General features: G+C 51.3%; 18 protein-coding genes. 13 read left to right on the top strand and 5 right to left on the bottom strand.

Annotated features, from left to right (window positions below; genetic code table 11):
• The gene (locus tag AAZR23_RS17250) at nt 1-1,227 is read right to left on the bottom strand and encodes an RtcB family protein (RefSeq protein ID WP_434693978.1); all 1,227 of its coding nucleotides are present in this window, start codon (nt 1,225-1,227) and stop codon (nt 1-3) included.
• A gap of 195 nt (nt 1,228-1,422) precedes the next feature.
• On the opposite strand from AAZR23_RS17250, the gene rtcR reads away from it, so the two are divergent.
• Nucleotides 1,423-3,009 (top strand): RNA repair transcriptional activator RtcR, encoded by a 1,587-nt coding sequence (gene rtcR, locus AAZR23_RS17245; protein WP_434693975.1) that lies wholly within the window; start codon nt 1,423-1,425, stop codon nt 3,007-3,009.
• 61 nt (nt 3,010-3,070) lie between these two features.
• On the opposite strand, the gene lptG is transcribed toward rtcR, so the two are convergent.
• Nucleotides 3,071-4,153, bottom strand: coding sequence for an LPS export ABC transporter permease LptG (gene lptG, locus AAZR23_RS17240; RefSeq protein WP_434693972.1), 1,083 nt, complete (start codon nt 4,151-4,153; stop codon nt 3,071-3,073).
• Complete coding sequence (gene lptF, locus AAZR23_RS17235) at nt 4,153-5,256, bottom strand: LPS export ABC transporter permease LptF (RefSeq protein ID WP_166708754.1); 1,104 nt, start codon at nt 5,254-5,256, stop codon at nt 4,153-4,155. Before lptF ends, lptG begins: the two co-directional genes overlap by 1 nt.
• Nucleotides 5,257-5,540: 284 nt before the next feature.
• Between lptF and pepA the strand changes: the two genes are divergently transcribed.
• The 5 genes from pepA (at nt 5,541) to AAZR23_RS17210 (ending at nt 11,702) form a co-directional block, all read left to right on the top strand.
• Nucleotides 5,541-7,052: a leucyl aminopeptidase gene (gene pepA / locus AAZR23_RS17230; protein WP_434693970.1), complete on the top strand. Its 1,512-nt coding sequence runs from the start codon at nt 5,541-5,543 to the stop codon at nt 7,050-7,052.
• A 96-nt stretch (nt 7,053-7,148) separates the two neighbouring features.
• On the top strand, nt 7,149-7,598 hold the full coding sequence (locus tag AAZR23_RS17225; RefSeq protein WP_004234612.1) for a DNA polymerase III subunit chi: 450 nt from the start codon (nt 7,149-7,151) through the stop codon (nt 7,596-7,598).
• Nucleotides 7,599-7,656: 58 nt separating this feature from the next.
• On the top strand, nt 7,657-10,512 hold the full coding sequence (locus AAZR23_RS17220; RefSeq protein WP_147642774.1) for a valine--tRNA ligase: 2,856 nt from the start codon (nt 7,657-7,659) through the stop codon (nt 10,510-10,512).
• Between the two features lie 189 nt (nt 10,513-10,701).
• Nucleotides 10,702-11,211, top strand: a complete 510-nt coding sequence (locus AAZR23_RS17215) for a GNAT family N-acetyltransferase (RefSeq protein ID WP_434693968.1) — start codon at nt 10,702-10,704, stop codon at nt 11,209-11,211.
• A 149-nt stretch (nt 11,212-11,360) separates the two neighbouring features.
• Nucleotides 11,361-11,702 carry a hypothetical protein gene (locus tag AAZR23_RS17210; protein ID WP_218426909.1) on the top strand — a complete coding sequence of 114 codons (342 nt, stop codon included), beginning with the start codon at nt 11,361-11,363 and terminating at the stop codon, nt 11,700-11,702.
• A 53-nt stretch (nt 11,703-11,755) separates the two neighbouring features.
• Here the strand turns inward: AAZR23_RS17210 and rraB are convergent, their stop codons facing one another.
• Entirely contained in the window at nt 11,756-12,166 is a 411-nt protein-coding gene (gene rraB / locus AAZR23_RS17205; RefSeq protein WP_370528740.1) for a ribonuclease E inhibitor RraB, read from the bottom strand.
• Nucleotides 12,167-12,312: 146 nt separating this feature from the next.
• Between rraB and argF the strand changes: the two genes are divergently transcribed.
• From argF to AAZR23_RS17180, 5 genes are all read left to right on the top strand, one after another.
• Nucleotides 12,313-13,326: an ornithine carbamoyltransferase gene (gene argF, locus AAZR23_RS17200; RefSeq protein ID WP_218426911.1), complete on the top strand. Its 1,014-nt coding sequence runs from the start codon at nt 12,313-12,315 to the stop codon at nt 13,324-13,326.
• 266 nt (nt 13,327-13,592) lie between these two features.
• Entirely contained in the window at nt 13,593-14,528 is a 936-nt protein-coding gene (gene pyrB / locus AAZR23_RS17195; protein ID WP_046894357.1) for an aspartate carbamoyltransferase, read from the top strand.
• A gap of 10 nt (nt 14,529-14,538) precedes the next feature.
• On the top strand, nt 14,539-15,003 hold the full coding sequence (gene pyrI / locus AAZR23_RS17190; protein WP_218426913.1) for an aspartate carbamoyltransferase regulatory subunit: 465 nt from the start codon (nt 14,539-14,541) through the stop codon (nt 15,001-15,003).
• A 96-nt stretch (nt 15,004-15,099) separates the two neighbouring features.
• Entirely contained in the window at nt 15,100-15,486 is a 387-nt protein-coding gene (ridA, locus tag AAZR23_RS17185; RefSeq protein WP_004234600.1) for a 2-iminobutanoate/2-iminopropanoate deaminase, read from the top strand.
• A gap of 413 nt (nt 15,487-15,899) precedes the next feature.
• A complete protein-coding gene (locus AAZR23_RS17180; RefSeq protein ID WP_434693962.1) occupies nt 15,900-17,546 on the top strand; it encodes a methyl-accepting chemotaxis protein in 1,647 nt (548 codons plus the stop codon).
• A gap of 93 nt (nt 17,547-17,639) precedes the next feature.
• Here the strand turns inward: AAZR23_RS17180 and AAZR23_RS17175 are convergent, their stop codons facing one another.
• Nucleotides 17,640-18,227, bottom strand: a complete 588-nt coding sequence (locus AAZR23_RS17175; RefSeq protein ID WP_166708759.1) for a TetR/AcrR family transcriptional regulator — start codon at nt 18,225-18,227, stop codon at nt 17,640-17,642.
• A 179-nt stretch (nt 18,228-18,406) separates the two neighbouring features.
• On the opposite strand from AAZR23_RS17175, the gene AAZR23_RS17170 reads away from it, so the two are divergent.
• Both AAZR23_RS17170 and nrdD read left to right on the top strand, forming a co-directional pair.
• Nucleotides 18,407-19,606 (top strand): MFS transporter, encoded by a 1,200-nt coding sequence (locus tag AAZR23_RS17170; protein WP_218426919.1) that lies wholly within the window; start codon nt 18,407-18,409, stop codon nt 19,604-19,606.
• 264 nt (nt 19,607-19,870) lie between these two features.
• Entirely contained in the window at nt 19,871-22,009 is a 2,139-nt protein-coding gene (gene nrdD, locus AAZR23_RS17165) for an anaerobic ribonucleoside-triphosphate reductase (protein WP_434693958.1), read from the top strand.

Below are 22,009 nucleotides of genomic sequence, written 5' to 3'. Positions count from 1 at the left end.
CTACCCCTTCACACACACCACCTGACGCAGTGTATGCACAATTTCCACCAGCGATGACTGTGCGGTCATCACCGCATCGATATCTTTGTACGCCATCGGGATCTCGTCGATCACATCGCTGTCCTTACGGCATTCCACATGAGCGGTGGCGCGCTGCTGGTCTGCCACCGAGAAGCGTTTTTTCGCTTCGGTACGGCTCATCACACGGCCTGCGCCGTGGCTGCATGAGCAGAAGCTTTCTTCGTTTCCGCGTCCGCGCACAATGTAGCTTTTTGCGCCCATAGAGCCCGGGATGATCCCCATCTGCCCTTTTTGTGCTGATACCGCGCCTTTTCGTGTTACCAGTACTTCCTCACCAAAATGCTGTTCTTTCTGCACATAGTTATGGTGGCAGTTCACGGCTTCCTGCTGTGTGGTGAACGGTTTGGTGATCTCCCGGGACAGCGCTTCCAGCACGCGGTGCATCATCACTTCACGGTTATGGCGGGCAAAATCCTGTGCCCAGCCGACCGCTTCCATATAGTCATTAAAATACACACTTCCCTCTTCGAAATACGCCAGATCGCGATCCGGCAGATTGGCAATGTGGGTCTGCATATCTTTTTGCGCCAGCGAAATAAACAGGTTACCGATGGCGTTACCGACACCGCGCGACCCGCTGTGCAGCATTACCCAGACGAAATCCGCTTCATCCAGGCACAGTTCGATAAAGTGGTTCCCGGTTCCCAGCGTACCCAGGTGTTTATAGTTATTGGTATTACGCAGTTTCGGGTATTTATCGCAGATACGGCGGAACTGCTCATCCAGCTGCATCCAGTGGTTATCAACGATATCCGGGACATTTTTCCAGGTTCCTTTATCCCGTCCGTGGCGTTCGGTGGTGCGTCCGTGCGGCACGGCTGCCTCGATAGCAAAGCGGATATTTTGCAGGCTGTCCGGCAGGTCGGATGCGGCCAGCGATGTTTTCACCGCGATCATTCCGCAGCCGATATCCACCCCGACAGCGGCCGGGATGATCGCACCTTTGGTCGGGATCACACTGCCGATAGTCGATCCCTTACCAACATGCACATCCGGCATTACCGCCAGGTGCTTAAAAATAAACGGCATTTTTGCCGTATTCTGCAATTGCAGCACCGCTTTCGGATCAACCGGCACACCGTTTGTCCACAATTTTACCGGCGCACTGTTTTCCTGAACCAGTTCATTAAAATCACGATTTATCATTTTTATATTCCTTTCGTTTGGTACCGGTAGTATTGCGATAAGTGTGCCAGTTTTATTTAATCAGAAAACATTTATTTATCCTTATGATATTTAACTAATAATTAATTACACCGATTTTTGAGATAACATCCTGACCTGAAATCCCGTATGCTTTCTTTATCTTTTAATATCGTCTTTTATCCGGAAAGATAATCTATGTCATCCGCAAAGAAAAACGTTGTGATTGGTGTTCTCGGTACAGTACTCGACCGGCGCGGCAAGAAAGCCAACCGCTGGCATAAATGGCGGCCGAGCATCGGGCTGTGTCAGCAGCCCGATCTGCATATTGACCGCTTTGAGCTGGTTTATCAGCCGGGTGATATGCAGACCGCAGGCCGGGTAAAAGAGGATATAGAGCAGGCTTCCCCGCAGACTGAAGTGATGCTGCGTGAGGTGGATATTGCTGATCCGTGGGATTTTGAGCAGGTGTATACCGCATTGCTGGATTTTGCCACACACTACCCGTTTGATACTGAAAATGAAGAGTATCTGGTGCATATCACCACCGGCACCCATGTGGTGCAGATTTGCTGGTTCCTGCTGACCGAAGCCAGCTATCTGCCTGCGCGTCTTATCCAGACTGCACCGCGCCATAATGCGCGGGATAACGATCCCGCCGGTGTTTATACCATTATTGACCTCGATCTCAGCCGCTATACACAGATCACCGGACGTTTTCAGAAAGAACAGCAGGCACAGGTCGCGTTTCTGAAATCCGGCATTGCCACGCGCAATGCCGCGTTTAATACCATGATCGATAAAATCGAGCGTGTCGCTCTGCGCTCTTCCGCCCCTATTCTGCTGACCGGGCCGACCGGTGCCGGAAAATCATTTCTGGCACGGCGGATCTATGAACTGCGCCGCAGCCGCCATCTGGTAAAAGGGCGTTTTGTGGAGGTGAACTGCGCCACACTGCGCGGCGATAATGCCATGTCCGCCCTGTTCGGCCATGTAAAAGGCGCATTTACCGGCGCGGTTCAGGCACGCGGCGGGCTGCTGAAAGAAGCGGACGGCGGTATTCTGTTTCTGGATGAGATTGCCGAACTGGGTGCTGACGAACAGGCGATGCTGCTGAAAGCGATTGAGGAAAAACGCTTTTTCCCTTACGGATCGGATCATGAAACTGAAAGTGATTTTACGCTGATCGCCGGCACGCACCGCAATCTGGCGCAACGGGTCAGTGAAGGATTGTTCCGAGAGGATTTATACGCCCGCATCAATATGTGGACCTTTACCCTGCCGGGACTGGCACAGCGGCGTGAAGATATTGAGCCGAACGTGGATTATGAGCTGGCAAAATACAGCCGCGATCAACAGACCCGTGTCCGGTTTGATACCGATGCCAGACAGCGCTATCTCGCCTTTTCCTGCTCACCACCGGCCTTATGGCGCGGTAACTTTCGTGAACTGAGTGCATCAGTCACCCGGATGGCAACATTTGCAGAAAACGGACGGATCACCACGGCACTGGTACAGGAGGAAACGCAACGGCTGAAGAGTCAGTGGCACGATGCGGAAACAGAGGTCACTTTGCCCGCCGGGGTCGGTGAGATTGATTTATTTGATCGCCGGCAACTGGAAACGGTGATTGCTGTCTGCCGCCGCTCACAAACGCTTTCTGATGCCGGACGCACACTGTTTGCTGTTTCCCGTCAGCAGAAAAAACAACCCAATGATGCCGACCGGCTGCGGAAATATCTGGCGCGCTTTAATCTCAGCTGGGAACAGATTACCGGCCGCTGACATGACAGAGCCGGTCAGCATTCACTGACCGGCTCTGTATACCGGGAGCTGTCTCTGCCGCTTACTTACGTTTAACCAGCATATACACACTGATCGCCAGGAACAGCAGGCTCGGCAGCAGTGCGCCCAGAAACGGCGGGAATTTGTAGGTCAGACTGAGAGAGCCGAAAATCTCGTTGGAAACGTAGAACACAAACCCGCAGGCAATCCCCGTCACAACCCGTACGCCCATCGGTACAGAGCGCAGCGGCCCGAAGATAAACGACAGCGCCATCAGCATCATGACTGCCACAGAAAGCGGTGCGAATACTTTTTTCCACAGGTTCAGCTGATAACGTCCGGCGTCCTGCCCGCTCTGCTGCAAATAATCCACAAACTGATACAGCCCGCTGATCGACAATGCTTCCGGATCAAGCGCTGCCACACTCAGTTTTTCCGGGGTCATCTGTGTCTGCCAGGTCATCGACAACTTCTGCTCACCGGTGATCACATAGGTATCTTTCAGAATAGATTCCTGCACCTGACTCAGCGTCCAGGTATCAGAATCAGCATTATAATCCGCTGCCGCCGCACTGAGGATCGATTTCAGTTTGCGATCATCGTTCATCCGGTACAGTGTGATGCCCTTGAGCTGTGTTTCACTGTCAACACGCTGAATATAGATAAAGTCACTGCCGTCTTTTGCCCACATCCCGCGGTCAGTCGCCAGCAGCGAAGCACCGCTCGTTTTCTGTGCACGGTAGTTGCGTGCCCACTGCTCACCTGACGGCGCGAGCCATTCACCGACGACCATAGTCAGGATCACCAGCGGGATAGCGGTTTTCATCACCGAACCCGCCACCTGGAGGCGGCTGTAACCGGAAGCCTGCATCACCACCAGTTCACTGCGGGTCGCCAGTGCGCCCAGTCCCATCAGTGCCCCGAGCAGTGCTGCCATCGGGAAGAAAATCTGAATATCCTTGGGGATACTCATGATGGTGTACAGACCGGCGTCCCAGGTGGAGTATTCCCCCTGGCCGACTTTGCGCAGCTGATCAACGAATTTGATAATCCCGGATAATGACACCAGCATAAACAGGGTCATCATGATGGATTGCAGAATCGTCCGCCCGATGTAGCGGTCAAGAACAAGTACTTTAAACATCAGGCAACCCCCTGAACACGGGCAGAACCAAAACGCAGACGCCGGACGGCTGTGGTGTTCCACAGGTTCAGCACCACCGCGAGAGCCAGATAACTGAGATTAACCACCCACGGCCAGAAAGCCGGGTCCAGTTTGCCTTTCTCACCATTTGAGCGCAGCGAACTTTGTAACAGGAAGAAAATCAGATACAGCAGCATTGCCGGCAGCATACTCAGCACACGCCCCTGACGCGGGTTCACCTCAGAGAGCGGCACCACCATCAGCGCCATCACCACCACGGAGAAGATCAGGGTCAGGCGCCAGTGGAATTCGGCACGGGAAGATGCATCCGTTTCTTTCCACAGCTCAGACAGTGTCATCTGCTGGTAGTTACTTTCACCGGTTTTCGCATCACGGTGGTCAACGATAGCCTGGTAATCGGTAAAATCCGTGATCCGGAAATCGCGCAGGTATGCGGTTCCTTCATAACGGGTCCCTTTATCCAGCACCACCACCTGATTACCGTTCTCTTTTTCGGTCATATGGCCGCTGTCAGCCACCACAATGGACGGACGCTGTTCGTTTCTCGCCCAGATCTGGGCAATAAAGACATTTTTGAAGCGGTTGCCGTCAACATCCCCGAGATAGAGCACCGTACCGCCGTCATCAGAAACTTTAAACTGCCCGCCGACCATCGCGGTCACGCCCGGGTTGGCTTTCACCTCTTCCAGCACTTTGTCCTGATACTGGGATGACCACGGGATCAGCCAGGCGACATTAACCGCCGCCACCAGCGCAGTAAAGAAAGCCAGGATCATGGCGGATTTCACCAGCACATTATTGCCCAGACCACAGGCATGCATAACGGTGATTTCGCTTTCAGTATACAGTTTGCTGTAGGTCATCAGCAGCCCGAGGAAGAGACTCAGCGGCAGAATGAGCTGCGCCATCTCCGGGATACCCAGTCCGAGCAGCGATACGACGAGTCCGGCCGGGATGCTGCCTTCAACGGCGGCACCCAGGACTTCAACCAGTTTTTGACAAAAGAAGATAAGCAACAGGATAAACAGAATCGCAATCTGTGCTTTTAATGTTTCTCTTACCAGATATCTAATAATGATCACGCTTAATACGCCTGTGAAAACTTGTGTTTTTGCATGAAAATAGCTAACTTCGTTCTGTGTTGACTATTTGTGTGCATTATTTTGCCGGCCTGAGGATGATTCCGGTATCAGACTACGCTTTTTTCCTTCCTTTCCGGAAAGAAACGGAATTTTCGTGATATTCAGGACTCATAAAGTGCGCACACAGCTTATCATAAACTGTTTATAATCGATGGTGCAGATTAGTGCGAACGCTACATTTTAGCGGCAGCAGATGTCTTTGTCTTTAAGATTCAGGAGAGCGCATGGAGTTTAGTGTAAAAAGCGGCAGCCCGGAAAAGCAGCGCAGTGCTTGTATTGTGGTCGGGGTTTTTGAACCGCGTCGTCTGTCTCCGGTGGTGGAGCAGCTCGATAAAATCAGCGACGGCTACATCAGTGCTCTGCTGCGCCGCGGCGAGCTGGAGGGCAAGGTCGGGCAGTCTCTGCTGCTGCACCATGTCCCGAATGTCCTGTCTGAGCGTATCCTGTTAATCGGCTGCGGGAAAGAACGTGAACTGGATGAACGCCAGTACAAACAGATTATCCGGACGACCATCAATACCCTGAATGAAACAGGGTCAATGGAAGCCGTCTGTTTTCTGACCGAGTTACATGTCAAAGGCCGCAACAACTACTGGAAAGTCCGGCAGGCGGTTGAAACAGCCAAAGAGTCCCTCTATGTCTTTGATCAGCTGAAAAGTAACAAAACCGAATTACGCCGTCCGCTGCGCAAACTGGTCTTCAATGTACCGACCCGCCGCGAACTGCCGACCGGTGAGAAAGCGATCAGCCACGGCCTGGCGATTGCCGCCGGTATCAAAGCCGCGAAAGATCTGGCCAATATGCCGCCGAATATCTGTAATGCCGCTTATCTGGCCTCTCAGGCACGTCAGCTGGCAGACAGTAATTCTCCGGTGCTCAGTACCCGTGTTATCGGTGAAGAGCAGATGAAAGAGCTGGGCATGCTGGCTTATCTGGCCGTCGGCCAGGGGTCACGTAATGAATCGCTGATGTCGGTGATTGAATATAAAGGTAATCCTGACCCGGAAGCGCGCCCGATCGTGTTAGTCGGCAAAGGCCTGACCTTTGACTCCGGCGGTATTTCCATCAAACCGGCTGACGGCATGGATGAGATGAAATACGACATGTGCGGCGCGGCAACGGTCTACGGTGTGATGCGCGTGGTGGCTGAGCTGGGTCTGCCGCTCAATGTGATCGGTATTCTCGCGGGCTGTGAAAACATGCCGGGCGGCAATGCCTATCGTCCGGGGGATATCCTCACCACCATGTCCGGACAGACGGTCGAAGTGCTCAATACCGATGCGGAAGGCCGTCTGGTGCTGTGTGACACCCTCACCTACGCCGAACGTTTTGATCCGGAAACGGTCATCGATGTCGCCACACTGACCGGCGCCTGCATGGTTGCTCTCGGTAACCACTTCAGCGGCCTGATGGCAAACCACAATCCGCTGGCGCATGAGTTACTGAATGCCTCTGAACAGGCGGGTGACCGTGCATGGCGTCTGCCGCTGGCGGAAGAGTTCTACGAGCAGATTGAGTCCAACTTTGCGGATCTGGCCAACACCGGCGGCCGTCTCGGCGGTGCTATCACCGCAGGCTGCTTCCTGTCCCGTTTTGCCACCCGTTATAACTGGGCACATCTGGATATCGCCGGAACCGCATGGCGCTCCGGAAAAAACAAAGGTGCGACAGGTCGTCCGGTTGCACTGCTGTCACAATTCCTGTTAAATCGTGCGGGTATCAGCACCGACGACTGACCGGAATTGCCGGGCTTTTGCGGCCCGGAAAAAGCATAAAGGTAACGGGGGATTGTGCTATCCTGAGCAATCCCCTTTTCTGCTATCAGAGATATTATGAAAAACGCCACCTTCTATCTGATGGAACAGCCATCCCCTTTTGATGACCTTGAGGCCCATGAGTGGCTGACCTGTCATCTGGCGGGAGAAGCCTGGCGCAGCGGGAAACGGGTGCTGATCGCCTGTGAGTCACAACAGCAGGCCGAGAAACTGGATGAAGCCCTCTGGGCACGGGAACCTGATGCGTTTGTTCCGCATAATTTAGCCGGAGAAGGGCCGCGTTACGGCGCGCCGGTCGAGCTGTGCTGGCCGCAGAAACGGGGAAATTCCCCGCGTGATTTACTGATTGCCCTGCTGCCGCAGTTCACAGATTTTGCGACAACCTTCCGTGAAGTGATAGACTTTGTGCCTATCGATGAACACTTAAAACAGTTGGCGCGCGAGCGATATAAAATCTATCGCAGCGTCGGCTTTACGATGACCATGGCCACGCCGCCAGCTTACTGATAAACAAAGATTAAAAATGGAAAAGACAACCGACAACCAACAGGCCTGCGAGCCGTCCCTGGATAAAACCTATAATCCAACGGAAATCGAAGGTCCTCTTTATACCCACTGGGAAAAAAGCGGCTATTTCAAACCGAACGGTAAAACAGACAAAGAAAGCTTCTGTATTGTGATCCCGCCGCCGAACGTCACCGGCAACCTGCATATGGGCCATGCTTTCCAGCAGACCATTATGGATACCATGATCCGCTACCAGCGCATGCAGGGCAAAAACACCCTGTGGCAGTCAGGTACTGACCACGCCGGTATCGCGACACAGATGGTTGTTGAGCGCAAGATCGCCGCAGAAGAAGGTAAAACCCGCCACGATTACGGCCGCGAAGGTTTTATCGATAAAATCTGGGAATGGAAAGCGGAATCCGGCGGTAATATCTCCAACCAGATGCGCCGTCTGGGTAACTCCGTGGACTGGGAGCGCGAGCGCTTCACCATGGATGACGGCCTGTCAGCTGCCGTAAAAGAGGCGTTTGTCCGCCTGTATAAAGATAACCTGATTTACCGCGGTAAACGCCTGGTGAACTGGGACCCGAAACTGCACACCGCAATTTCTGACCTGGAAGTGGAAAACCGTGATGTCAAAGGCTTCATGTGGCATATCCGTTATCCGCTGGCGGACGGCGCGAAAACCGCTGAAGGCAAAGATTACCTGGTGGTCGCCACCACACGTCCGGAAACCATGCTCGGTGATACCGGCGTGGCCGTTAACCCGGAAGATCCGCGTTACAAAGATCTGATCGGCAAAGAAATCATCCTGCCGATCGTCAACCGCCGCATTCCGATCCTCGGTGATGAACACGCGGATATGGAAAAAGGCACCGGTTGTGTGAAAATCACCCCGGCGCATGACTTCAACGACTATGAAGTCGGTAAACGCCACCAGCTGACCATGATTAACATCATGGACTTCGACGGCAACATCCGCACTGAAGCAGAAGTATTTGATACTAACGGCGAAGTGACTGACGCCTGCAGCAGTGAAATCCCGGCCGCTTACCGTGGCATGGAGCGTTTCGCCGCCCGTAAAGCGATCGTTAAAGAATTCGAAGAACTCGGCCTGCTGGAAGAGATCAAACCGCACGACCTGACTGTTCCTTACGGCGATCGCGGCGGCGTGGTTATCGAACCGATGCTGACCGACCAGTGGTATGTCCGCACGGCACCGCTGGCAAAAGAAGCCATCAAAGCCGTGGAAGACGGCGATATCCAGTTCGTACCGAAGCAGTACGAAAACATGTACTTCTCCTGGATGCGTGATATTCAGGACTGGTGTATCTCCCGTCAGCTGTGGTGGGGTCACCGTATCCCGGCCTGGTATGACAATCAGGGTAATGTGTATGTCGGCCGCGACGAAGACGAAGTCCGCCGTGAGAACAATATCCCGGCGATGGTTGAACTGCGCCAGGACGAAGACGTGCTGGATACCTGGTTCTCCTCCGGTCTGTGGACATTCTCAACCCTGGGCTGGCCGGAAAACACCCCGGAACTGAAAGCATTCCACCCGACCAGCGTACTGGTCAGCGGCTTCGACATCATTTTCTTCTGGATCGCCCGCATGATCATGATGACCATGCACTTCATCAAAGATGAAAACGGCAAGTCGCAGATCCCGTTCAAAACCATCTACATGACGGGTCTGATCCGTGATGAGGAAGGTCAGAAGATGTCGAAATCCAAAGGGAACGTTATTGACCCGCTGGATATGATCGACGGTATCTCTCTGCCGGCACTGCTGGAAAAACGCACCGGTAACATGATGCAGCCGCAGATGGCGGAAAAAATCGCCAAACGGACTGAAAAACAGTTCCCGGAAGGGATCGAAGCACACGGTACAGATGCCCTGCGCTTTACCCTGGCAGCGCTGGCCTCTACCGGCCGCGATATCAACTGGGATATGAAACGTCTGTCCGGTTACCGCAACTTCTGTAACAAGCTGTGGAACGCCAGCCGTTTCGTGCTGATGAATACCGAAGAGAAAGACTGCGGTCTGAACGGCGGTGAGATGGAATTCTCCCTGGCCGACCGCTGGATTCTGGCGGAATACAACAATACCGTGAAAGCATACCGCGAAGCGCTGGATACCTACCGCTTTGATATTGCATCCAATATTCTGTATGAATTCACCTGGAACCAGTTCTGTGACTGGTATCTTGAACTGTCCAAACCGGCGGTTCATAAAGGTACCGATGCACAGAAACGTGCAGCGCGTCATACCCTGATCACCGTTCTGGAATCCCTGCTGCGTCTCGCACACCCGATTATTCCGTTTATCACGGAAACCATCTGGCAGCGCGTGAAAGTGGTTACCGGCGCGGAAGGCGACACCATCATGCTGCAACCGTTCCCGGAATATGATGCCTCTCTGAATGATGAGCAGGCACTGCGTGACCTGGAATGGATCAAAGAGACTATCGTTGCGGTACGTAATATCCGTGCTGAAATGAATATCGCTCCAAGCAAGCCGCTGGAAGTGATGCTGCGCGGGGCAAGTGCTGATGCACAGCGCCGTGTTGCGGAAAACAGCAACTTCCTGAAAGCGATGGCTCGTCTGGAATCCGTCCGTGTGATGGCCGAAGGCGAAACTGCACCGGTGTGTGTGACCAAGCTGGTGGAAGGCGCAGAAATCCTGATCCCGATGGCTGATCTTATCAATAAAGATGACGAACTGGCGCGTCTGGATAAAGAGCTGGAAAAAACGGAGAAAGAGATCGCCGCTATCGAAGGTAAACTGGCGAACGACGGCTTTGTCAGCCGTGCGCCGGAAGCTGTCGTTGCCAAAGAGCGCGAGCGCCTCACCGCCAACCGTGAAGCAAAAGAAAAACTGATTGCTCAGAAAGCCACGATCGCAGCCCTGTGATCCTGACGGAATGAGTAGCGAAACCAGCCTCCGGGCTGGTTTTTTTATCCCTTATTTCGCCTGTTTACTTTGTGTGATAATTATTTATTATCATATTTATCGTTTCATACGATATCCACAGTAATCGCCCCTCAGGTTTATTCCCCCGGCTTTACTTTTCACAATAAAAATAATGAGATAATGATATCCATGACAAGCAGCACAACAGAAAACTACACCCTCCGCCTGATCCGCCAGGAAGATAACCCCGGTATCGCACAGGTGATCCGCGCGGTATCAGCTGAACACGGACTGACCGCAGACAAAGGCTTTGCGGTTGCAGACCCGATTCTGGATACCTTATACGAGGTGTACAGCCAGCCGCGGGCCGCATACTGGGTCATTGAGGCAGAAGGTGAGATCCTCGGCGGCGGCGGTGTTTCCGGCCTTGCCGGCGGTGACGGCAAAACCGCAGAATTACAGAAAATGTACATCTCTTCCCGCCTGCGCGGCAAAGGGCTGGCGAAAAAAATCGCACTTCAGGCGCTCGAATTTGCCGAAGCGGAAGGCTACAGCCAGTGTTATCTGGAAACCACTGCTGACCTTCAGGCAGCCATTAAGCTGTATGAAAAGCTCGGGTTTATCTTCCTTGATGCCCCGCTGGGCGACACCGGCCACAGCGACTGTGAAGTCCGTATGCTGAAAGTTTTCACTGCCTGATCCCCCGGCCGGCCGGAAGTCCGGCCGGTATCCGCTTTTCCGGTAAAAACATCCGGTGCTTTTCTGATAGTTTCTCTCCGCTGTTTATCTTACAGTCATTACACATGTGACGGATATCACATTTTGTAACTGACAAACAGGAGATCAGGATGATCAGCACGATTCACGGAATGAATGACCTGTTATGTACCGCCGTAACGCTGAAAGCACCGGCAGAGCGGCCGGTCTGCCGCATACAGGACGATGAACAGACAGAAATACAACAGGAAGGATGGCAGGGAGAGAGCAGGAGCCCGCAGGTAAGAACGCAGAAAGGCCCGGTTCTCTATCAGACCATTGAGGCAATGAAAGAAGCAGAGGATGATATCAATATTCAGGATATCCAATTTCCGGGCTGTGCGCCGCTGCGACCGATGATACGCGACAGCCAGAACGATTCCCGGCGTGAGCGCACTGCCCCGCTGAAGTCTGTCTTTTCAGTTTCCGCCTGAGCTGCGGACACAAAAAAACCTGCCGCGGCAGGTTTTTCAGTCATGGCAGAGAATCAGTGTAACGGTGCCTCATCAGCATCGTCGTCTTCATCTTCATCTTCGGCATCCGGGTCTTCAAAATAGGTGCCCCAGCCGTCGTAGTCCACATCCATTTTTTCCGCCAGACGCGCCAGCTGCTCTACCTGAGCATCAATATGTTCCGCTGTCAGGCCGCATTCGCTGATGATATCGCAACATAACACCACCTGGCCGCCTTCCACTTCCAGTTCTTCAGCATCCGTCACTTCATAACCCAGTTTGAACGCTTCAACCGCTGCTTTTTCCAGCTTGTCGTAGTTCTCACTCGAAAAATGGTGCTCAATGGTGTACTGCGCATCAGGATCACTGCCGTCTTCCAGCAGTTCTGCAATAATCGCACGGGTTTCTTCGCGCTGTTCTTCTAAAAACGCATCTAATTCTGACATGGCCATGTCCTCTGATAAGTGATACCCGCGCATTCTCCCACAGCCGCACCAATTGAGCCACCCATAATAAAAAAGAATTTACCTTCGGTGTTGCAATTGAATTTTTATTGATTTATGTTGAATATAAATTCATCGGAGACACGGATATGAACCCATTTTATCAACAGTCATTTTTACGGTTGCTTGACTATAAACCCGCCGATATCGAAAAACTGCTCAATCTTTCTGCTTATCTGAAACATGCCAAAAAAACCGGCTCTGAACAGCCGCTGATGAAAGGCAAAAATATTGCGCTGATTTTTGAAAAAGATTCCACCCGTACCCGCTGTGCCTTTGAAGTGGGTGCTTACGATCAGGGTGCGCAGGTAACATACCTGGGTTCGTCAGGCAGTCAGATAGGCCATAAAGAATCGATCAAAGATACCGCCAGAGTACTGGGCCGGATGTATGACGGTATTCAGTTTCGCGGTTATTCCCAGAAATCCGCCGAAGCGCTGGCGTACTATTCCGGTGTTCCGGTCTGGAACGGGCTGACCGACGAGTTTCATCCGACACAGCTGATTGCAGATTTACTGACCATCCAGGAGCATGTGAAAAAACCATTGTCTGAAATTAAATTTGCATATTTAGGCGATGCCCGTAATAACATGGGAAATACCATCGCTGAAATGGCTGCTGTAACCGGTATGGATGTCCGGCTGGTGGCGCCGGCCGGGTGTCAGCCGTCAGACGACCTTATCGCACAGTGCCGTAAAGCGGCTGAACTCACCGGCGGTAAAATTACCCTGACTGCAGATGTGGCAGAGGGTGTGAAAGGCGCTGATGTGCTGTACACCGATGTGTGGGTTTCCATGGGAGAAGCGAAAGAGGTCTGGGCAGAGCGGATTAAATTGCTGACGCCGTATCAGGTCAATCAGGATGTGGTGGATAAAACGGGCAATCCGGATGTTATTTTTATGCATTGCCTGCCGGCATTCCACGATACGGAAACCACCATGGGGCAATCTCTCGCGAAAGAGTACGGGTTTACCAATGGTATTGAAGTCACCAATGACGTGTTTGAATCAAAACACAGTGTGGTGTTTGATCAGGCAGAAAACCGGCTGCATTCCATTAAAGCGGTGATGGTTGCATCTCTTTCAAAAAACGTACAATTTTAAATTCACCGGCAGTGTTGCATAAATTTCATACAAAAAAGTGATATCAAACGCTTGCGCCGGGTTGCCGATTGCGTATAATGCCCCGCAATTTTGTCGGGAGGAAACAATGGTCATTGTGATTATCAGCACCGTAAAACCGGTGCCGGACAATGTGACATACCACGGACAGCCGCAGCGCGGCAATGTCTGCCATTCCCCCGTATTTATTTCAGAACCCCTCAATTGAGGGGTTTTTTTTTGCCTGGCCGAAACATGAGGAGACCCCAATGGCAAATCCGTTATACCTGCGCGATATCATCTCGATTAACGATCTCAGTCGTGATGAACTGGAACTGGTATTAAACACTGCCGCGGCGCTGAAACAACGCCCTCAGCCTGAATTACTGAAGCACAAAGTGATCGCCAGCTGCTTCTTCGAGGCCTCAACCCGCACGCGGCTCTCTTTTGAAACCGCTATTCAGCGCCTGGGCGCGTCTGTTGTCGGCTTTTCAGACAGCAGCAACACTTCGCTGGGCAAAAAAGGCGAAACGCTGGCGGATACCATGAGTGTGATCAGTCAGTACGCGGATGCTATCGTGATGCGCCACCCGCAGGAAGGGGCAGCACGGCTGGTGTCTGAGTTCTCCGGTAAGGTGCCTGTCATCAACGCCGGTGACGGCGCCAACCAGCACCCGACACAAACCCTGCTCGACCTGTTTACCATTCAGGAAACCCAGGGCCGCCTTGAAAATCTGCATATCGCCATGGTCGGTGATCTGAAGTACGGACGCACGGTGCATTCTCTGTCACAGGCGCTGTCAAAATTCCGCGGCAACCACCTGCATTTTATTGCCCCGCAGGCACTGGCAATGCCCAATCACATCCTGCATATGCTGGATGAAAACGGCGTGGCATACAGCGAACATCATTCTATTGATGAGGTACTTCCGCAGCTGGATGTGCTGTATATGACCCGCGTGCAGAAAGAGCGCCTTGACCCGTCCGAATACGCTAACGTCAAAGCCCAGTTTGTACTGCGTGCAGCCGATCTGGTCAATGTGAAACCGAACCTGAAAGTGCTGCACCCGCTGCCGCGCATCGATGAGATAACCCCGGATGTGGATAAAACGCCTTACGCGTACTACTTCCAGCAGGCCGGTAACGGGATCTTTGCCCGTCAGGCGCTGTTATCTCTGGTGTTAAACGAAACCTTCCCGGCCTAAGGAGCACATCATGACTCAGGATCATAAATTACTGGTTGAAGCCATCAAATGCGGTACTGTTATCGACCATATCCCTGCCAATGTGGGATTTAAGCTGCTCTCCTTTTTCCGTCTGACGGAGACGGACAGCCGTATCACTATCGGTCTGAACCTGCCGTCCAACAATATGGGCCGCAAGGATTTGATTAAACTGGAAGATACTTTCCTGACACCGGAGCAGGCCAACCAGCTCGGTTTTTATGCCCCGAAAGCCACAATTAATATTATCGAAGATTATCAGGTGGTTAAAAAACTGCCGATTAACCTGCCGGAACGTATTGAAGGCGTGATTATCTGCCCGAACAGCAACTGCATCAGTCACAATGAGCCGGTGGAAAGCAGCTTTACTGTTAAGTCCATTGCACAGGAAATTGTGTTAATCTGTAAGTATTGTGAGAAAGAATTTGATCACCACGCAATCATTAATAACCAATAAGATAGATCCAGGTCAGTTGCCCGGTAAAATCAGACGATTATAATGATGGCGTTTTTAAAAAGCTTAACAGCAATAATCATCCTACAGGAGTCCGTAATGACTAAAGTAATCGCAACAGAAAACGCACCAGCAGCAATCGGCCCGTATGTACAGGCAGTAGACCTGGGTAACATGGTAATGACTTCAGGTCAGATCCCTGTTGATCCGAAAACCGGTGCAGTTGCCGACGATGTTAAAGCTCAGGCGCGTCAGTCACTGAACAACATCAAAGCTATCATCGAACAGGCTGGTCTGAAAGTTACGGATATCGTGAAAACAACTGTTTTCGTTAAAGATCTGAACGACTTTGCTACTGTAAACGCAGAATACGCTGCTTTCTTTGATGAGCACAAAGCAGTATACCCTGCACGTTCTTGTGTTGAAGTTGCGCGTCTGCCAAAAGACGTTAAATTAGAAATCGAAGCAATCGCAGTCCGTAAATAATTACTGCGCTTTCTGAGAAGAGCATCTCTCAAAGAGATGACGTTGATTGAGCCCCCTGTATGGGGGCTCTGTTCATTATTAACCCGATAGTTATTAACCCGATAGTTAACCCGACAGCGAATCTGTCCTGTTCACAGCCTGCAATACACTCAACGGGGCATGGCAACCCAAAGCGATAACCCGGCCAGGCAATCCTGTTTTTTATGTTAACGATACATAAAACCACCGGCGGAATTGTTTATTCCGAAACCTGAATATAAATATTATTTTTACAGGGATGCCTTCAGACAAAACCAGCCAATTATAGTCTCTTACTTACAAATAAACCACCGGCTGTTTATTTAAACACCCTGATGAAATTTGCCATACTAATATGGTTTTTGTAATTAAAAATATTAATTATAGGTGGCAATATGTTAGAAAAAGTAAAAATATCGACGGGAGTGCCCCTCATCTTAATCGCATTTCTTTTGATACAGATTATTTCATCATTTTATTTTCTCAGGTTTATAAACTCACAGAATGAAATAAATAACACGATGACGATACAGTCAGAAAAAACTCATGTACTCGACCGTGTCTGGATTGGATTTTTAGAGAACCGATCATTACTTAACATCATATCCAAAGGTGTAATGAAAGGTATTTATGAAAATGATACACAGAAAAAAAAACGAATTGATTATGCGGAAGAACAGGTAAAAAAAACAAGATCGGATTGGTTAAAATTTAAATCAATGCCAACAAAATTCGGAGAAGAACTTGAACATCATATGGATTCTTCTTTTAATGAATATTATAACGCTCAGCTTGAGTTAGTTTATTTTTTGCGGAAAAACAGGTTAGATGACTTTGATAACCAACCTACCAGTGATTATCAAAATGTATTCGGAAAATTATATGAAAATTATTATATCGCAGATACCGCTTATTATGACAAACTCATTAAAAATAGTAAAAATAATGAAACATTGACAATATGGATAGCAATATTGCTACTTGTCAGCATTTGTATCACCATCATTTTAGTCTGGGTCGGTATTCGTCGTTTACTTATCTTACCGATGAATCATTTCCAGGAAAGCATTCAAAGTATTGCAAAAGGTAATCTGATAAGACCGATTAACGTGACAGGCAGTTATGAAATCAAAAAACTATCTGAAACATTACGTTATATGCAAAACGAACTTTCCAAAACTGTCGGGGATGTCCGGGATGGTGCCAATGCCATTTACAGGGGTGCCGGTGAGATATCTGCCGGTAATAACGACCTGTCTTCGCGGACAGAACAACAGGCAGCCTCTCTTGAAGAAACCGCAGCCAGCATGGAAGAACTGACAGCCACCGTGCGCCAGAATGCCGATAATGCCCGTCAGGCACGTCATCTGGCGTTAACCGCCTCCGAAACCGCAGAGCGTGGCGGGCAAGTCGTGGATGATGTCGTAAATACCATGCGCGGTATCGGGGACAGCTCTGAGAAAATTGCCGATATCATCAGCGTGATTGACAGTATTGCCTTCCAGACCAACATTCTGGCGCTGAATGCCGCAGTGGAAGCGGCACGCGCGGGTGAGCAGGGCCGCGGCTTTGCCGTTGTGGCCGGTGAGGTCCGCAGCCTTGCCCAGCGCAGTGCGCAGGCAGCCCGGGAAATCAAAACCCTGATCGGGGATTCGGCCGGCAGAGTCGATGCCGGTACAGTACTGGTTGAGCGCGCCGGTGAAACAATGGATGAAATTGTCAGCGCCGTCACCCGGGTCACCGATATTATGAGTGAGATAGCCTCTGCATCGGATGAACAAAGCCGCGGAATTGACCAGATTGGCATGGCAGTGACGGAAATGGACAGAGTAACCCAGCAGAATGCGGCGTTAGTCGAGCAATCAGCGGCAGCGGCTGCATCACTTGAAGAGCAGGCAGGCAGACTGACTCAGGCCGTATCTGTATTTCAGATACAGACCGGAGAACTGAAGACCGGCACTCAGACCGGTACGGTGATGCCGTTACGGCGCCCTGTTCCTGAAAAACCGGCAAATACACATAATGACTGGGAAGCGTTTTAATATAGACATGCTGAAACAGACAATGGCGCTGACGATTCAATAACCGCCGTTTTATGGGTGATAAATTTTAATAGTAAAATTTATCACCTCATCTTATACCCGCAGATTTTCCAGCAACTGATCAAACGACACCCTGACTTTGTCATACGTCGCCTGCGGGTTTTCACTGTGCACAATCCACATGGCGCATTCGTACAGCCCGCCATTAATAAACAGTGCCAGCACATCGGGTGCCACCTGTTTTATCCGCCCTGCTTCCATCAGATGTGTCAGGCGCCGGGTGATCCCCTGCACACAGGCCAGTTCATGGGATTTAACAATGGAAAAATCCAGTACCGAAGCCGCATCACGGAACATAATCCGCTGCACTTCCGGCTCCAGACTCATCGCCAGATAGCCCTGACAGCGTGATTTAAACGCCGTCCACGCATCTGCTTCATTTTTTTCTGCCGTATCCAGACGCGCATCAAGTTCGCGATCCAGATCCTGTAATACGGCCAGAAACAGACCCTTTTTGTCACCAAAGTGATGATACAGCGCCCCCCGGGTCAGACCGGCCTGCGCCGTCAGGTCATCCATTACGGTGGCGGCGTACCCTGCCCCGCCAAACTGCTGGCGTGCAGCACGGATAAGCTTTGTCCGCGTTTCTTCTATCATCTCTGCACGTGGCTTATGACCCATTTTCTCACTCCTGCGGTTGGCTCTCTTCAGCCGTGCGATTATAACACTTTTTTATTGACATACATCGCGTATGTCAATAGATTCACATACGCAATGTATGTTAATTGCATTACAGCCGGCTACTTCCGGCAGTTAAAATCATACCCGTCTGTAATACCACGGGTATCTGTGAGGTTGTTATGTTCAGCTCTTATCGTGTCATCTTTCAGCATCCCGGCACCAAAGCTTTTTCCGGTGCGGGATTTATCGCGCGGATGACCGTCTCCATGATGGGGATTGGGATCATTACCATGATTGCCCAATTGCGTGATTCTTTCTTTATGGCCGGCGTAACCGCAGCTGTTTATACTTTTTCGGCGGCATTCTGCGCCCCGCTGATCGCCCGTCTGGTGGATCGCTACGGGCAGAGCCGTATCCTGCCGAAAACGCTGGTGATCAGTGTGCCCGCGACTGCCGTTCTGCTGTTATGCACAGTTTATGATGCTCCGGACTGGGCAATCTGGCTGTCCGCTGTTTTTGTCGGGGCGATCCCGAGCATGCCCGCGATGATCCGCTCCCGCTGGACACATATCTATAAGGGCGATCCGCGTTTGCAGACGGCTTACTCTTTTGAGTCCGTACTGGATGAGATCAGCTTTATTATCGGGCCGCCGCTGTCGGTCACACTCTGTATCGCGCTGTTCCCGCAGGCCGGGCCGCTGGCGGCAATTATTTTTCTGATAATCGGTACGATGCTGGTGGTCTGCCAGAAACGGACTGAGCCGCCTGTACATAAACGTGACGGGCTGGCGAAAGGCACCGTGCTGCGCCTGCCCGCTATTCAGCTGCTGATGGTGGTTCTGCTTGCACTCGGGGTGATTGTCGGGACGGTGGATGTACTGGCTGTTGCTTTTGCCAATGCACAGGGATATCCGAAAGGGGCAAGCTATGTGCTGTCTGTCTATGCCGCCGGTTCCTGTATCGCCGGGTTTATCTTCGGTGCGATACGTCTGCCGTTCAGCTACACAAAGCAGTTTGTCTTCACGGCGGCCGCCACACTGCTGACCACCCTGCCGCTGCTGCTGGTCACCAATCTGACCGGTCTGGGGCTGACCATGTTCGTCGCCGGTTTCTTCTTCTCGCCGACCATGATCCTCGCTATCGGCTTTGTGGAACGTGAAGCACCGGCCAATATGCTGACAGAAGGTTTTACCTGGCTTATTACCGGCCTGGCGGTCGGTGTGGCACTCGGCTCTGCCGGAGTCGGTATGATCATTGATACTTACGGCATTGATACCGGGTTCCTGCTGGCTATCGCTGCGGGGGTCTGCGTACTGCTCACCGCCTGTATCGGTTATGTTTTCGTCTTCAAAGATGATAAAAACAACGCTGATAAGTGACAGAAATAACTTTTACTATAATTTCAGCAATCAAACCGCACATTTTTACACTTAACCGGAGTGTGCGGTTTACCTGATGTCGCCAAAATACTTTGACTTAAATCAATTTCAATCGCCTTATTCCGGAGGAAATCTATATCTAGTGCTATATAATACAAAGCACACAAGATATAGTATTTATTCACAGTGTTATCCACAACGCCATGAAGCCGCATTATAACAGGTTTTACCCTGTGGATAACCAAACTGCCGGAGAGAAGCAAAGTGCACACTATCGTGATTAAGCGTGATGGATGTCAGGTAAATTTTGATGAATCACGCATCCGGGATGCCATTAAAAGAGCCGCTAAAGCCGCACGTGTTAATGATGATGACTACTGCTCTCAGGTTGCGGCCCGGGTAGCCTCCCTGCTGGGTGACCGGAAAAAAGTGGATATCGGTGAGATCCAGGACGCCGTTGAAAATCAGTTAATGTCCGGTGATTACAAAGAGTTAGCCAGAACTTACATCGAATATCGTCATGACCGCGACGTGGCACGTGAACTGCGCGGCCGCCTCAATAATGAGATCCGCGGGCTGGTCGAACAGAGTGATATGTCCATTCTCAACGAGAATGCCAATAAAGACAGCAAGGTGATCCCGACACAGCGTGACCTGCTGGCGGGTATCGTTGCCAAGCACTACGCAAAACAGCACATTTTACCGCGTGATGTTGTAATTTCACACGAACGTGGTGAAATTCACTATCACGATCTGGACTACGCGCCGTTCTTCCCGATGTTTAACTGCATGCTGATCGATCTGAAAGGCATGCTGACTCATGGCTTTAAAATGGGTAATGCCGAGATAGAACAGCCTAAGTCCATCTCTACCGCGACTGCGGTAACAGCACAAATTATTGCCCAGGTGGCCAGCCATATTTACGGCGGTACCACGATTAACCGTATCGACGAAATTCTCGCGCCGTTTGTCACTGCCAGCTATAACAAACATCTGAAAACGGCAAACGAGTGGCAGATTCCGGATGCGGAAGGTTATGCCAATGCCCGCACAGAAAAAGAGTGTTATGACGCTTTCCAGTCACTGGAATATGAAGTCAACACACTGCACACCGCCAACGGACAGACCCCGTTTGTCACTTTTGGCTTCGGGCTCGGCACATCCAAAGAATCCCGCATGATCCAGCAGGCGATTTTACGTAACCGTATCGCCGGTCTCGGAAAAAATCACAAAACCGCGGTATTCCCGAAACTGGTCTTCGCTATTAAAAAAGGCCTCAACCACCAGTACGGCGATCCGAACTATGACATCAAACAGCTTGCGTTAGAGTGCGCCAGCAAGCGGATGTACCCGGATATCCTGAACTACGATCAGGTAGTGAAAGTTACCGGTTCCTTTAAAACCCCGATGGGCTGCCGCAGTTTCCTCGGTGTGTATGAAGAGAACGGCGAAATGATCCACGACGGGCGTAACAACCTCGGGGTTATCAGCCTGAACCTGCCGCGTATTGCTATCGAATCACAGGGCAGTGAAACGGATTTCTGGTCTCTGCTGGATGAACGTCTGGTGCTCGCCAAAAAAGCGCTGATGACCCGTATCGCACGGCTGGAAAATGTCAAAGCCCGCGTCGCGCCGATTCTGTATATGGAAGGTGCCTGTGGTGTGCGGCTGAAAGCGGATGATTCCGTTACTGAAATCTTTAAAAACGGCCGTGCCTCAATTTCTCTGGGTTACATCGGTATCCATGAAACCATCAATGCTCTGACCGGCACTGAAACACACATGTATGACGATGAACAGCGCCGCGCTCTGGGTGTTGCCATCGTGGAACGCCTGCGCCGTGCAACCGATGAATGGAAAGCAGAAACCGGCTACGGCTTCAGTCTCTACAGCACGCCGAGTGAAAACCTGTGCGACCGCTTCTGCCGTCTGGATACTGCTGAGTTCGGTCTCATTCCGGGTGTGACCGACAAAGGGTATTACACCAACAGCTTCCACCTGGATGTGGAGAAAAAGGTCAATCCGTACGACAAACTGGATTTTGAAGCACCGTACCCGCCGCTGGCGAACGGCGGTTTCATCTGTTACGGCGAATACCCGAACCTTCAGCACAACCTGAAAGCACTGGAAGATGTCTGGGATTACAGCTATGACCGCGTTCCGTACTACGGTACCAACACGCCGATTGATGAGTGTTACGAATGCGGATTTGCCGGTGAGTTTAACTGTACCAGCAAAGGTTTTGTCTGCCCGAAATGCGGTAATCATGACGCTTCCCGCGTATCCGTCATCCGCCGTGTATGCGGTTATCTCGGCAGCCCGGATGCCCGTCCGTTTAACGCCGGGAAACAGGAAGAAGTGAAACGCCGCGTTAAACACCTGAATAACGGACAATTAGGCTGA

Origin of the sequence: Morganella sp. Je.2.23 (genome assembly GCF_051129855.1) — a bacterium.
Taxonomy (GTDB): Bacteria; Pseudomonadota; Gammaproteobacteria; order Enterobacterales; family Enterobacteriaceae; genus Morganella; species Morganella sibonii.
The sequence above is the reverse complement of the archived record's forward strand: the minus strand, read 5'-3'. Positions and strand labels throughout refer to the sequence as shown.

Bases quoted from the DNA above. Each gene is read 5' to 3' on its own strand.
- rraB (WP_370528740.1), bottom strand. From the start codon at position 12,166: ATGTCAGAATTAGATGCGTTTTTAGAAGAACAGCGCGAAGAAACCCGT.
- AAZR23_RS17175 (WP_166708759.1), bottom strand. From the start codon at position 18,227: ATGGGTCATAAGCCACGTGCAGAGATGATAGAAGAAACGCGGACAAAG.
- pepA (WP_434693970.1), top strand. From the start codon at position 5,541: ATGGAGTTTAGTGTAAAAAGCGGCAGCCCGGAAAAGCAGCGCAGTGCT.
- AAZR23_RS17250 (WP_434693978.1), bottom strand. From the start codon at position 1,227: ATGATAAATCGTGATTTTAATGAACTGGTTCAGGAAAACAGTGCGCCG.
- AAZR23_RS17170 (WP_218426919.1), top strand. From the start codon at position 18,407: ATGTTCAGCTCTTATCGTGTCATCTTTCAGCATCCCGGCACCAAAGCT.
- AAZR23_RS17215 (WP_434693968.1), top strand. From the start codon at position 10,702: ATGACAAGCAGCACAACAGAAAACTACACCCTCCGCCTGATCCGCCAG.
- AAZR23_RS17210 (WP_218426909.1), top strand. From the start codon at position 11,361: ATGATCAGCACGATTCACGGAATGAATGACCTGTTATGTACCGCCGTA.
- AAZR23_RS17225 (WP_004234612.1), top strand. From the start codon at position 7,149: ATGAAAAACGCCACCTTCTATCTGATGGAACAGCCATCCCCTTTTGAT.
- pyrI (WP_218426913.1), top strand. From the start codon at position 14,539: ATGACTCAGGATCATAAATTACTGGTTGAAGCCATCAAATGCGGTACT.
- rtcR (WP_434693975.1), top strand. From the start codon at position 1,423: ATGTCATCCGCAAAGAAAAACGTTGTGATTGGTGTTCTCGGTACAGTA.
- ridA (WP_004234600.1), top strand. From the start codon at position 15,100: ATGACTAAAGTAATCGCAACAGAAAACGCACCAGCAGCAATCGGCCCG.
- pyrB (WP_046894357.1), top strand. From the start codon at position 13,593: ATGGCAAATCCGTTATACCTGCGCGATATCATCTCGATTAACGATCTC.
- lptG (WP_434693972.1), bottom strand. From the start codon at position 4,153: ATGTTTAAAGTACTTGTTCTTGACCGCTACATCGGGCGGACGATTCTG.
- argF (WP_218426911.1), top strand. From the start codon at position 12,313: ATGAACCCATTTTATCAACAGTCATTTTTACGGTTGCTTGACTATAAA.
- AAZR23_RS17180 (WP_434693962.1), top strand. From the start codon at position 15,900: ATGTTAGAAAAAGTAAAAATATCGACGGGAGTGCCCCTCATCTTAATC.